Source organism: Dietzia sp. WMMA184, assembly GCF_002441635.1.
GTDB lineage: Bacteria > Actinomycetota > Actinomycetes > Mycobacteriales > Mycobacteriaceae > Dietzia > Dietzia kunjamensis.
The window spans coordinates 16,692-28,502 of sequence record NZ_NXEI01000002.1; the positions used below are offsets into that span (position 1 = coordinate 16,692).

The window sequence follows — 11,811 nt, forward strand, 5'->3', positions numbered from 1 at the left end:
CGCTTCAGGCGCACCGAGGCGGCATGATCATCACCATGCGCACCAGTCTCATCGCGTCACTCGCGACGATCGCCGTCACCGCCGCCACCCTTGTGGGTGGGGCCGCGACCGCCTCTGCCCAGACGGCTGACCGGACACTGCCGTCCTTCATCCCGCAGCACCTGATCCCCGCCCATCTGGTGCCCCGGGTGGACGGGCTCGTCTCCCAGGTGCGCGCCGCGTTGCCCCCCGAGGTGTGGGCGGCGGTCGGCTCCAGCGAGATGGCCTACCAGGACATCACCGCCCTGGCCGTCGGCGGCGGGTTGCGCGAGGGCATCGTCCGCGAGATCGACTCGTACCGCGTCGGCCGCGCGCTCGGGACGCTGGCACCGAATCCGGAGCTCGACCGTGAGGCCCAGGCCTGGGCCGACCGACTCGCCGCCCGCGACGAGGTGGTCCACAACACCGCACTGATCGGCCGCGGCTACGGGGAGAACATCGTCGCCGCCGGGACCCACTGCGGCGCGACCTGCCTCGTCGACCTGTGGAAGAACTCGCCCGGCCACAACGAGAACCTCCTCGATCCCGGTTACCGGTCCGCCGGGATGGGAATCGCCTATTCGAGCGGCGGGAAGGTATTCGTGGTACACAACTTCGCGTACTAGAAGCAGGACCACAAGTAGAAGCCCGACCACTAGTAGAAGCCCGACCACTAATAGAAGCAGCACTCTGACTGAACCACTCGATCCGGCGGCACCGGCGCCCGGGTAGAGCCGAGACGACGGGGGAGACCATGTCCGAACGGATACTGAGAGCACTGAGGCTCAAGACCGATCCGGGGGTGTTCTTCACGACTGTCGGGGTCATCCTGCTCTTCGTCCTGGTGACGTTCTTCGCCGGCGAATGGGTGGGCAGCGTATTCGGCACCGCGTCCGGCTGGATCATGACCAACCTCGGTTGGTTCTACATCTTCGGTGTCACCGCGTTCCTCGGCTTCCTCATCTGGATCGCGCTCAGCCGGTTCGGTCACGTCCGCCTGGGCGGGGACGACGAGCTGCCCGAGCACTCCACACTCACCTGGTTCGGCATGCTGTTCGCGGCCGGGATCGGCACCATCCTCATGTTCTGGGGCGTGGCGGAGCCCATCTCGCACTTCGCGACCCCGCCGCGCGGGGGTGTCGAACCCGGCAGCCGGGAGGCCGCCACCGAGGCGATGGCGTTCACGCTGTACCACTTCGGCCTGCACACCTGGACGATCTTCGCGCTGCCCGCCCTGGCGTTCGCCTACTTCATCTACAAGCGCAAGATGCCGCCGCGGGTGAGCTCGATCTTCGCGCCGCTGCTGGGCGACAAGATCTTCGGCCCGCTCGGCAAGACGATCGACATCGTGGCGCTCGTCGGCACCGTGTTCGGTGTGGCGACGTCGGTCGGCCTGGGCACGCTGCAGATCAACGCCGGCCTGGACGAGCTGTTCGGCATCGCCATGTCCCCGGTCGTCCAGGTCCTCGTCATCGTCGTGGTCACCACCATCGCGTGCATCTCCGTGGCCCTGGGCCTGGAGAAGGGCATCAAGCGGCTGTCCAACCTCAACATCGCGGTCGCGGTCGCGCTGCTGATCTTCGTCGTGGCGACCGGGCCCACCCTCTTCCTGCTCAAGGGCACCGTCGAGTCGCTGGGGATCTACCTGTCGACCCTGCCGGAGCTGGCGCTGTGGAACAACGTCTTTCCTGCCAACGACGACCTGGCCTCGTGGCAGAACACGTGGACCGTCTTCTACTGGGCGTGGACCATCACGTGGTCGCCGTTCGTGGGCATCTTCATCGCCCGGATCAGCCGCGGCCGCACGATCCGCCAGTTCGTCTTCGGCGTCCTCGCCCTGCCGGTGGGCTTCTCGGTGTTGTGGTTCGGCATCTTCGGCATGGCCTCGTTCCACATCGAACTCTTCGGTTCCGGCGGCCTCACCGAGGCGGTGGTCGACGACGGCGACATCCCGGGCGCGCTGTTCGCGTTCCTGTCGAACTACCCGCTGGCCACGCTGCTCTCCGGTATCGCGGTGCTGCTCGTCGTCGTCTTCTTCACCACGTCCGTCGACTCGGCGTCGATGGTCGTCGACATGATGGCCTCCGGCAAGGACGACGACTTCGAGCCCTCGCCGACCCATCAGCGCGTCATCTGGGGCGTGCTCATGGGCGCGGTCGCGGCGACCCTGCTGGCCGGCACGGGCGAGGGCGGACTGACCGCGCTTCAGGAGGTCATCACCGTCATCGGCCTGCCGTTCTTCATCATGGGTTTCGTCATGATGTACAGCCTGGTGCGCGGGATCAGCAATGACATGGGGGAGAGGCCGCCCACGATCACCCGCCAGTGGCGCCGTGCCTACTCGGCCGAGGAGCTCGAGAAGCACGAGGAGGCGCCCTCGCCCGAGCCGGTGCACCCGCTGTACCACATCCCGGGGGACGGGGAGCAGGACGACGGTGCCCCCCTGTCGGCCGGCGACGACAAGGGGACGGCAACCGAGAAGGACTAGTGGCCGCGGACGTCGAGCATCGTCATGCCCGCGTGCATCTCCCACGCGAGGATCTCGGCGCCGTGGTCGCCGGCGGTGACACGCCGCCCCCCGGCGGCGGTCATCCGCGCGGCGTCGCCGGTGTCCATCGGGCCTTCGCCCTCCAGCGTCACCGAGCCCAGGGGCACGTAGAGGTGGACGTAGGGCGCGTCGGGGAGCTGGACGGACCGGCCCGGTGCCAGCCGCGCGGCGTGCAGCGCGGACGAGCGGTCGCGGATCCGGATGGCGGCGCGGTCGGCGTGGGTGGGTAGCCCTCCGGCGACGACGACGAGCTGGTTCTCCAGCTCCGCCGGTTCGATCTCCAGCTGTTCGTAGCCGGGATCCCCACCGGAGGAGTCCGGGACGACCCACATCTGGACGAGGTGGACCGGGTCGGCGGGGGCGGCCTCGGGGCGGACCGGGCCGTCGCGCCAGCCGTCGTTGCGTTCGGAGTGCAGGATCCCCGAGCCGGCGCTCATCCGCTGCGCGAGTCCGGGGTAGATGATCCCGCTGTGTCCCTCGGAGTCCTGGTGCACGAGCGAGCCGGACAGGACCCACGTGACGATCTCCATGTCCCGGTGGCCGTGCGTGTCGAAGCCGGAGCCGGCGGCGATGCGGTCGTCGTTGTTCACCAGCAGGCGGCCGAAGTGCGTGTTCATCGGGTCCTGGTAGTTGCCGAACGAGAACGAGTGGCGGGAGTCCAACCACCCGCCGGCGTCGTGTGAGCGCGACCGGGACCGGTGGATACGGATATCGGACATGGGCTCTGCACCCCCTCTCCAGCGGTGGATGACGCATCAACTATAGCACCGGCCGGTGGCGGGATGGCGCTCTCGCGCGTTCGGTGGCGGCGATGGAGGGGGCACTTTAGGGTTCGAAACGACTGTTCGGGCGATCGTTCAGAACGCCCGTCCAGAAAGATTGTTTATCTGTCAGCGGCCCGTCGCCGACGAGCGTAGAGTGACGAGTGTCACACCGACTAGCAGGAGGTTCCACGATGTTGCAGAACGCGCTGGCCGCCACGGTGCGAGTAGGCGTGGCCACGTACAGCGGGGTGGCGCAGATCGTCGTGGACAACACTCTCGGGCGGGTGCTCGACACCAACCCCGACAAGGTCCGGTAGGTCGTCGGGGCCCTTTCTGCTCCTCGGGCGCCCTACTGATCGGCTCCGGGCGTCGCATCCCTGACCTCGCCGACGAGTTCTGCCAGGACGTCCTCCAGGACCAGCAGCCCACGCGGGTCGGGTTCGCCGGGTTCGCGATCGTCGACGACCGCGAGGTGGGCCCGCGCCCGCTGCATCGCCTCCAGGACGTCGTCGAGGGGGGTCTCCGCGGGCACGATCCCCAGTTCGCGGATCCGATCCCGGCGCAGAGGCTGGGACAGGTCGTCGCCGAGGGTGTCCTTGACGTGGACGTAGCCGACGTACGCGCCGCCGCGGCGCACGGGGAACCTCGAGTGCCCCGTCCGCACGCACAGTTGCTGCACGTCTCCGGTGGACCAGTCCTCCTCGATCGAGTCCACCTCCGCGATCGGCCGGAGGACGTCGGCGGCGGTGATGTGATCGAACTCGAGCGCGCCCTCGAGCAGCAGCGTCTCGTCCTCGTCGAGGAGGCCGGAGTCCTCGGCCGCAGCGACCATCCCGTGCATCTGGTCCACCGTGAAAGTGGTCTCCACCTCGGAACGCGGTTCCACCCGCAGTACGTACCTCACCACCGCGTCCGCGGACTTGTTCATCAGCCAGATCGCGGGCAGGAACACCAGCACGAAGACCCGCAGGACCGGGCCGAGCAGGAGGGCCGCGGCCGCGGGCCGGGCGATCGCCATGTTCTTGGGCACCATCTCGCCGAGCACCATGTGCAGGAATGTGACGATGAGCAGGGAGATCACCAGAGCGATCGGGTGGGCGAACCCGGTGGACACGCCCAACCAGCCCAGCGGCTGCTCGATGAGATGGGCGATGGCGGGTTCGCCGACCGCGCCGATGAGCAGCGAGCAGGCCGTGATGCCGAGCTGCGTGGCCGCCAGCGAGAGCGACACGTTCTCCATGCCGCGCAGCGACCACAGTGCGCGCGTGCTGCCCTCGGCCGCGTGCGGCTCCAGGTTGTCGCGCCGCGCGGAGACCATCGCGAACTCCGCGGCGACGAAGAACCCGTTGCCCAGCAGGAGGGCCACCAGGACCAGCAATGCCACGCCGTCACTCATCCGGGTCCACCGCCTCGGGCTCGTCCCGCAGGACGGTGGCGCGCACCTGCTCGGCCCGGTGCGCGCGCAGTGATGCCACCCGCAGGCGCACACGCGCCCGCGTCGGCAGGTCGTCGTCGTCGCGGTTCTCGTGGTCGTGCGCGTCCAACTCGGTCTCGTCGCCGACCCGGGGGAGTCGGTCCACCGCCTCGGACAGGAGCCCGGACAGGGTGGACACCGTCTCCACCGGCGGGATCTCCAGTCGCAGGATGGCGCCCAGTTCGTCGGGCCGCATCATCCCGCCCACGAGCACGGTGTCGTCGTCGACCCACTCGTGGGTGCGCGACGCACGGTCCTGCTCGTCATCGATCTCGCCGACGATCTCCTCCACCAGGTCCTCCAGGGTGACGATCCCCGCGGTCCCGCCGAACTCGTCCACCACCACGGCCATCTGCAGATCGGTCTGACGGAGCAGCCGCATGAGCGGGTCGAGCGTCATCACCTCCGACACCACGGTCGCCTCGGTGGCGATCTCCCGCACCGGCGTCCGGGCGCGCTCGTCGACAGGCACGGCCAACGCCTGCCGGTAGTGGACGACGCCCACCACCTCGTCGACGGTCGCGCCGAGGACGGGGAACCGCGACCGGCCCGTCGCGGCCACCGTGTCGAGCAGGTCCTGCGCGGTGTGGTCACGCAGGAACGTCACCAGCGGACGGGGCACCATCACGTCCGCCGCGCGGTGTTCCCCGAACGAGATCGAGCGGGTCACCAGCTCGGCCGTGTGCGGGTCCATCGCGCCCTGACGGCCCGACCGCGCGGCCGACGCCCGCAGCTCCTCGGGTGACCGTGCCTCGCCGGGTTCCTCCTGCGGGGTGAACCCGAGCAGCCGCAGGACGACGTTGGCGGTGGTGTTGAGGCCCGTGACCAGCCAGCCGAACACCGCCATGAAGATCCGCTGGGGGATCACGACCAGCCGCGCGACCCGCATCGGAGCGGCGATGGCCCAGTTCTTGGGGACCAGTTCGCCGAAGACCATCTGGAGGAAGGTGACGACGACGAAGGCCACCGTCATCGCGATGCCGCGGGCCGCCGGCTCGGACATCCCCGACACGCCGAGGGCGCCGGTGATCAGCTCCCCCACGGAGGGGCCGGTGAGGTATCCCGCCAGGAGGCTGCTGACCGTGATGCCCAGCTGGGCCCCCGACAGGTTCGTCGAGGTCCTGGCCAGGGACCCGTCGAGGGTCGTGGCGATGCGATCGCCCTCCGAGCCGGCCGCACGCACGTCGTCCCGGTTGACGGTGAGGAACCCGAACTCGACGGCCACGAACAAGGCGTTGGCACTGATGAGCAGTATCAACGCCAGCGTGAGCGTCAGGGCGATGGCCACGTCAGGCCCGGCTACTGGCCGTCTGCCGTACCGTCCGAGCCGCCCACGGCCTGATCCGGCTGCTCAGGGGTCTGGTACACCTTCTTCTGCTCGGCGCGCTCGGCAGCGCCGTCCCCGCCCGCGCCGGACGTCGCAGCGGAGCTCGCCGCTCCCGCGGAGTCGTGCGGTGTCGCGCCCCCGGCGGCCCGGTCGGCGGCGGGCTCGGTGGCGGCGGACCCGGTGGCGGCGGACCCGGTGGCGGTGTCCGCCTCGTCCCCGCCCCGGGAGGTGCTGCCGTCGCCGGCCCCCGATCCGTCGATGGTGTTGCCGAACGACTCCGGGGGCTCCTCCGGGATGCGCGCGGGGTCGTCGGGTCGGGTCTGGTCGGTCACAATCGCCTCCGCGGTCTCGGTGGTGGGCGCCGGTCCCCGGCGCCGGGGTGCTGACGACCCTAGTCCCGTCGGGACCCCTTACGTCGGAATCTCCCGACCGCGTCACCGTGGCTTAGTCTGGTGCGCATGTCGGACAATCCCTTCGGTCGGGTCATCACCGCGATGGTGACCCCCATGCATGACGACGGCTCGATCGATTTCGACGGCCTGCAGCGGCTCGCGGTCCATCTCGCCGATCACGGCCACGACGGACTGCTGGTCAACGGCACGACCGGCGAGTCCGCGACGACCACCGACGACGAGGACTACGACAGCGTGGCCGCCGTCGTCGAGGCCGTCGGCGACCGGGTGAAGGTCATGGCCGGTTGCGGCACCAACGACACCGAGCACTCGATGCGTGCGGCGCGCGAGATGATCGCCCGCGGCGCCGACTCCCTGCTCGTGGTGACGCCGTACTACAACAAGCCCACCCAGCACGGGATCGTCGAGCACTTCCGGATGATCGCCGAGGCGGCCGACCGCCCGATCATGGCCTACGACATCCCCGGCCGCACCGGCACCGCCCTGGCCACGGACACCATCCGGCGGATGGCGGAGATCCCCCGGGTGCGGGCGGTCAAGGACGCCAAGGGCGACCTGTTCGAGGCCAGCCGACTCATGGCGGAGACGGACCTGCTCTGGTTCTCCGGCGACGACGTGCTCAACCTGGCCTACCTGGCCCTCGGTGCCACCGGCATCGTCTCGGTCGTCGGCCACGTCGCCGGCGACGACTACCGGGCGATGATCGACGCCGTCGACGCCGGTGACCTGCCGCGGGCCCGCGAGATCCACACCCGCCTCATCCCGGCCGTGGACGCGATCATGCACACCTCGCAGGGCGCCATCCAGGTCAAGGCGGCCCTGAAGGAGGCCGGCCTCATCGGCTCGGACCGCCTGCGCATGCCCCTCCTCCAGGGGCCGCCCGAGCACCGGGCCAAGTTGCGCGACGGGCTGGCCGCGGCCGGGCTCGGCTGACCCATCCCGGCCACCGGCCGACCACGGTCACCACTCTGCGGGGGATGACCTCGTCGTCGTGACCCTCGTCATGCCCGCTGGAACGCGGCCATCTCCGTGCACCGCCGCCACAGGGCGGCGGCCGTGGTCCGGTCGTGCGAACGGCGACCCGACCGGGCGGGCTTCGGATGCCCGCGCAGGCCCCCGAGGCGATCGGGGCCGACGAACTCGCCGCCGGTGAGGCCGGGCACCGTCGCCGCGTACAGCACGGACAGTGCGCCCATCTCCGGTGTCAGGCCCGCCCACGTGATGGAGTTGCCCAACTCGAAAAAGCGGTCCGCCAGTGGGTTGCCGCTCTGGCGGGTGAGGTCGGTCGCCGTGTAACCGGGATGGGCGGCGACCGACCGCAGCCCGCTGCCGGACCGCTCGAAGTGGCGCTGCCACTCGTAGCCCAGCATGATGCACGCCAATTTGGAGTCCGCGTACGCCGCCATGGGTCGGTAGCCGCGCACGTCCATGTCGAGATCGTCGGTGTCGAGTCGTCCGCGCAGGTGGGCGAGCGAGCCCAGCCACACGACCCGGTCCGTCAGCATCTGCTCCAGCCCCAGGGTGAGCGCGTGATGCGCCAGCACGTTGACCCCGAACTGCATCTCGTGTCCCTGCGCGGTGCGGGCGTGGGGGATGTTCATCACACCGGCGTTGTTGATCAGCACGTCGACCGGCGCACCCTCCGCCGCCGTGGCCGCCACGAACGCGTCGACGGAGTCCAGGTCCGCCATGTCGAGCAGGCGCACCTGCGCGCGCTCCCGGTCACCGGCGGGGAGCGTCGCGCGCGCCTGCTGCGCCTTCTCCTCGTTCCTGCAGGCCATGACGACCCGGGCGCCCCGGGCCGTGAGTGCGGCGGTGGTCGCCAGCCCGATCCCGCCGTTGGCGCCCGTGACCACGAAGGTCCGGCCCGACTGGTCGGGGATGTCGGTGGCGGACCATCTGTGCGCGCGAGTCATGAACGTCAGTCAACCAGCCGTGCCTGCGCTGTGGTGGTCCGTCCGTGTGGTAACGCCGGGATATCCTTCGCGATGTCCTTATGACACACTCGTCGGGTGTGCGGGTCCCACGTGTCACACGTGCCCCCGCGTGCCCCTTCCTCGAGATCCCGGAGTAGCCCCATGACGTTCGACCGCCGAACCTTCCTGCGCCGCGCCGGCATCGGCGCCGCCGGGGCGGGCGCCCTCGCCGCGGGCATCACCCCCGCGGTGGGTGCCCAGTCCTCGATCCCCGCCGGGCTCGGTGCGCTGCCGGGGGCGGGTGTCGGCGTCCCGATCGGCACACTGCTCGACTACGCCTCCGGCCCGCCGGCGGCCGCGTCGATCCGCGCGGCCGGCCACATGGGCGCCGTGCGGTACTGCTCCAACCGCCGCCCCGGCGCCGAGTGGATGACCGGCAAGCCGCTGCTGCGCCGCGAGGTCGACGACTTCCGCCGCAGTGGCCTCAACATGGTCTCCTGCTACCAGTACGGGCGGGCGGAGACCGCCGACTGGAAGGAAGGCGCCGCGGGCGGCGACCGCCACGCCCCGATCGGGATCCGGATCCACCGCGAGGCCGGCGGGCCGTCCGGTGTGCCGATGTACGTGGCGATCGACGACAACCCCACCCGGTGGCAGTTCGACCACCAGATCCGCCCGTACCTCGAGCGCTGGCGCGCCCATCTCCACGGCGCGGGGATGGAGCTCGGCGTGTACGCCAACGCCCCCACCATCGACTGGTGCCGTCAGACCGGCCTGGGGCGGTACTTCTGGCAGCACGACTGGGGCTCCGGTGGGCGCCTCAACCCGAGCGCGACGATCCACCAGCTGCCGGTCCGGCAGCAGGTCACCGTCGGCGGGGTCGTGTCCGACCTCAACCGTGTCTACGCACTCGACTACGGCCAGTGGTGGCGGGTCGACCCGATCGCGCTCGCGCAGTCGGCGCTCGGCAGCTCGATCTGACGCGACGTCTGGCGGGGCCTGCGCCTACTCGACGGTGATCTCGCCCATCGCCCCCCACTCCTCGCCCTCGGCGGTGGTGTTGATGATCCGCGGGGTCCGCTCGAGGTAGCGGGCGGCCGAGCCGGTGAACTCGGCGAAGTGGTCGGAGTTCACGTGCTGGGCGGGGGCGTCGCCCTCCCGGAAGGCCTCGCACAGCAGGAAGGTGTTCGGAGACTCCGGCGACCGGTACCAGTCGAAGAAGAGATTGCCAGGCTCGGCGCGGGTGGCCTCGGTGAACTCGCGGGTGAACTCGAGCCAGGACTCGGCGAACTCGGGCTTGACGTCGAAACGCACGTTGATGAGGATCATGGCCCCATCCTGCCGCGTGGGGAGCGGGCCGTCGAGGGAGGTGCGACTCGCCCCGATCGCCGGGGCAGGCATACGCTGTATCAGGTGACCATCGAGATGAGCACCGAGAACCCGTGCGTCCCGCGGGCAGAGGCCGACTCCTCCGTCCGCGCCGTCTGGAACCGCCTGTCGCTGGACGCGACCTCGAGCAGGAACGAACCGCTGATCGCGGGACTGGTCCTGGACCTCATCGACGGCTGTGATGACCTCGGCGAATCCCTCGCGCGCCTCGCCGCCTCCCGGGTCGCGACCCCCGAGATCGGTCGGCACGTGCTGGAGAAGGAGATCCGGGCGGTGCTGGTGGAGCATCCCCACGTTCTGGAGGCCGTCGCGGCCGACCTCGTAGTGAGCTTCGAGCGCAACCCCGCTTACCCCAACTACCTGGTGCCCTACCTCTTCGCCAAGGGCTTCCTCGGCCTGCAGGTGCACCGCGTGGCCCACGAGATGTGGAACTCCGGGCGCGTCATGGCGGCGTCGTTCCTGCAGAGCCGGATCTCCGAGGTGTTCGCGATGGACATCCATCCCGCGGCCCGTGTCGGCTCGGGCATCCTCGTCGACCACGCCACCGGGATCGTCGTGGGCGAGACCTGCGTGATCGGCGACGGCGTGTCCATCCTGCAGGGCGTCACCCTCGGCGGCACCGGCAACGAGGACGGCGACCGTCATCCCAAGATCGGCTCCGGCGTGCTGCTGTCCGCCGGATCGATCGTGTTGGGCAACGTCCGGGTGGGCGCCTGCTCCAGGGTGGCCGCGGGATCGGTGGTCCTGCACGAGGTCCCGCCCCACACCACCGTGGCCGGGGTCCCCGCGAAGGTGGTCCGGCGGCACGCCGACTCGCTGGTCCCCGCAGAGCGGATGGACCAGGAGATCGACCCCGAGGGGTAGGACGACACGCCGATGCGGGTCCTGGTGGTCGACGATGAGCCGGCGCTGCGCGAGAGCGTGCGCCGGGGACTCGTCACGGGCGGCTGGGCCGTGGAGACCGCCGCCGACGGTGAGGAGGGCCTCGAGATGGCCTGCGCCGACGACTTCGACGTGGTCGTGCTGGACATCATGATGCCGCGGCGCAGCGGGTACGAGGTCGTCCGCGAGATGAGACGCCGCGAGGTCTGGACCCCGGTGCTCATGCTCACCGCCAAGGACGGCGAATACGACGAGGCCGACGCCTTCGACCTCGGCGCCGACGACTACCTGGTCAAGCCGTTCTCGTTCGTCGTCCTCGAGGCGCGGCTCCGGGCCCTGGTGAGGCGGGGGGCACCGGAGCGCCCGGCGACGTTCGAGGCCGGCGACCTCGTGGTGGACCCGGCCGCGCGGGAGGTCCGCCGCGGGGATACGCGGATCACCGTGACCGCGCGCGAGTACGCGGTGCTCGAGTACCTCATCCGCCACCGCAACCAGGTGGTGTCCAAGGTCCAGATCATGCGGGCCGTGTGGGACGCCGCCTACGACGGTGACGACAACATCGTCGAGGTGTACGTCGGCTACCTCCGACGCAAGATCGACGCCCCGTTCGGGGCCCGCGCCATCGAGACCGTTCGCGGGCAGGGCTACCGACTCGTCGACAGCGTCGCGGCGCGCCCCTGAGCCGGGCCACTTCGCCCACTCCTCGCCGGCGTCTGCGCGTGGCCATCCGTCCTGCCACAGCCGCCCGCCGGCGCAGGAGGCGGGACCCTGTGCGGGATGACCGCTCAGGCGGGCCGGGCGGGGCCGGTGGGGATGTCGTCGACGTCGTCGTCCAGTGACTCGACCGGCAGCTCGACCACGAACCTCGCGCCGCCGCCAGGGGCGTCCTCCGCCCGGACCGAGCCGCCGTGGGAGCGGGTGATCTCGCGACGATCGCCAGACCCAGGCCCGATCCGCCCTTGCCCCGCGCGCGGTCCGCGTCCAGGCGGGCGAAGCGATCGAACACCGAATCCCGTTGATCAGGGGGAACGCCCTCGCCGTCGTCGTCGACACAGACTACCGCGCGCGGCGCCCCGGGGG

At 70.5% G+C, this 11,811-nt stretch carries 13 protein-coding genes; 7 read left to right on the plus strand and 6 right to left on the minus strand.

Going from position 1 to position 11,811, the window contains the following annotated elements; translation table 11 throughout:
* Nucleotides 1-23 precede the first annotated feature (23 nt).
* Nucleotides 24-644, plus strand: a complete 621-nt coding sequence (locus CK206_RS18105) for a CAP domain-containing protein (RefSeq protein WP_096906592.1) — start codon at nt 24-26, stop codon at nt 642-644.
* Between the two features lie 128 nt (nt 645-772).
* Nucleotides 773-2,506 (plus strand): BCCT family transporter, encoded by a 1,734-nt coding sequence (locus tag CK206_RS18110; protein WP_096906593.1) that lies wholly within the window; start codon nt 773-775, stop codon nt 2,504-2,506.
* On the opposite strand, the gene CK206_RS18115 is transcribed toward CK206_RS18110, so the two are convergent.
* The gene (locus CK206_RS18115; protein WP_096906594.1) at nt 2,503-3,285 is read right to left on the minus strand and encodes a pirin family protein; all 783 of its coding nucleotides are present in this window, start codon (nt 3,283-3,285) and stop codon (nt 2,503-2,505) included. The two genes, CK206_RS18110 and CK206_RS18115, sit on opposite strands and share 4 nt — an antisense overlap.
* A gap of 236 nt (nt 3,286-3,521) precedes the next feature.
* Here CK206_RS18115 and CK206_RS20645 point away from each other — a divergent pair, with 236 nt between their 5' ends.
* On the plus strand, nt 3,522-3,647 hold the full coding sequence (locus CK206_RS20645; protein WP_256385631.1) for a hypothetical protein: 126 nt from the start codon (nt 3,522-3,524) through the stop codon (nt 3,645-3,647).
* A 32-nt stretch (nt 3,648-3,679) separates the two neighbouring features.
* Here CK206_RS20645 and CK206_RS18120 read toward each other — a convergent pair whose 3' ends face one another.
* Genes CK206_RS18120 through CK206_RS19945 form a run of 3 tightly spaced genes read right to left on the minus strand, consistent with a single transcriptional unit; the run spans nt 3,680 to nt 6,463 of the window.
* On the minus strand, nt 3,680-4,726 hold the full coding sequence (locus CK206_RS18120) for a hemolysin family protein (protein WP_069388501.1): 1,047 nt from the start codon (nt 4,724-4,726) through the stop codon (nt 3,680-3,682).
* Nucleotides 4,719-6,092: a hemolysin family protein gene (locus tag CK206_RS18125; protein WP_069388500.1), complete on the minus strand. Its 1,374-nt coding sequence runs from the start codon at nt 6,090-6,092 to the stop codon at nt 4,719-4,721. Before CK206_RS18125 ends, CK206_RS18120 begins: the two co-directional genes overlap by 8 nt.
* 11 nt (nt 6,093-6,103) lie before the next feature.
* A complete protein-coding gene (locus CK206_RS19945; RefSeq protein ID WP_159981141.1) occupies nt 6,104-6,463 on the minus strand; it encodes a hypothetical protein in 360 nt (119 codons plus the stop codon).
* A 126-nt stretch (nt 6,464-6,589) separates the two neighbouring features.
* On the opposite strand from CK206_RS19945, the gene dapA reads away from it, so the two are divergent.
* The gene (gene dapA / locus CK206_RS18135; protein WP_096906596.1) at nt 6,590-7,477 is read left to right on the plus strand and encodes a 4-hydroxy-tetrahydrodipicolinate synthase; all 888 of its coding nucleotides are present in this window, start codon (nt 6,590-6,592) and stop codon (nt 7,475-7,477) included.
* A gap of 68 nt (nt 7,478-7,545) precedes the next feature.
* Here the strand turns inward: dapA and CK206_RS18140 are convergent, their stop codons facing one another.
* Nucleotides 7,546-8,460, minus strand: coding sequence for an SDR family NAD(P)-dependent oxidoreductase (locus CK206_RS18140; RefSeq protein WP_096906597.1), 915 nt, complete (start codon nt 8,458-8,460; stop codon nt 7,546-7,548).
* A 162-nt stretch (nt 8,461-8,622) separates the two neighbouring features.
* Between CK206_RS18140 and CK206_RS18145 the strand changes: the two genes are divergently transcribed.
* Nucleotides 8,623-9,441, plus strand: a complete 819-nt coding sequence (locus tag CK206_RS18145; RefSeq protein ID WP_096906598.1) for a DUF1906 domain-containing protein — start codon at nt 8,623-8,625, stop codon at nt 9,439-9,441.
* Nucleotides 9,442-9,465: 24 nt separating this feature from the next.
* Here CK206_RS18145 and CK206_RS18150 read toward each other — a convergent pair whose 3' ends face one another.
* Nucleotides 9,466-9,789: a putative quinol monooxygenase gene (locus tag CK206_RS18150; protein ID WP_096906599.1), complete on the minus strand. Its 324-nt coding sequence runs from the start codon at nt 9,787-9,789 to the stop codon at nt 9,466-9,468.
* 84 nt (nt 9,790-9,873) lie between these two features.
* Here CK206_RS18150 and CK206_RS18155 point away from each other — a divergent pair, with 84 nt between their 5' ends.
* On the plus strand, nt 9,874-10,713 hold the full coding sequence (locus CK206_RS18155) for a serine O-acetyltransferase (protein WP_082924056.1): 840 nt from the start codon (nt 9,874-9,876) through the stop codon (nt 10,711-10,713).
* Between the two features lie 12 nt (nt 10,714-10,725).
* Entirely contained in the window at nt 10,726-11,412 is a 687-nt protein-coding gene (locus CK206_RS18160; RefSeq protein ID WP_096906600.1) for a response regulator transcription factor, read from the plus strand.
* The last annotated feature ends 399 nt before the right edge of the window (nt 11,413-11,811 follow it).

Coding starts and splice junctions, on each gene's coding strand:
- CK206_RS18160 (WP_096906600.1), top strand. CDS start 10,726: ATGCGGGTCCTGGTGGTCGACGATGAGCCGGCGCTGCGCGAGAGCGTG.
- dapA (WP_096906596.1), top strand. CDS start 6,590: ATGTCGGACAATCCCTTCGGTCGGGTCATCACCGCGATGGTGACCCCC.
- CK206_RS18110 (WP_096906593.1), top strand. CDS start 773: ATGTCCGAACGGATACTGAGAGCACTGAGGCTCAAGACCGATCCGGGG.
- CK206_RS18140 (WP_096906597.1), bottom strand. CDS start 8,460: ATGACTCGCGCGCACAGATGGTCCGCCACCGACATCCCCGACCAGTCG.
- CK206_RS18105 (WP_096906592.1), top strand. CDS start 24: ATGATCATCACCATGCGCACCAGTCTCATCGCGTCACTCGCGACGATC.
- CK206_RS20645 (WP_256385631.1), top strand. CDS start 3,522: ATGTTGCAGAACGCGCTGGCCGCCACGGTGCGAGTAGGCGTGGCCACG.
- CK206_RS18150 (WP_096906599.1), bottom strand. CDS start 9,789: ATGATCCTCATCAACGTGCGTTTCGACGTCAAGCCCGAGTTCGCCGAG.
- CK206_RS18120 (WP_069388501.1), bottom strand. CDS start 4,726: ATGAGTGACGGCGTGGCATTGCTGGTCCTGGTGGCCCTCCTGCTGGGC.
- CK206_RS18145 (WP_096906598.1), top strand. CDS start 8,623: ATGACGTTCGACCGCCGAACCTTCCTGCGCCGCGCCGGCATCGGCGCC.
- CK206_RS18115 (WP_096906594.1), bottom strand. CDS start 3,285: ATGTCCGATATCCGTATCCACCGGTCCCGGTCGCGCTCACACGACGCC.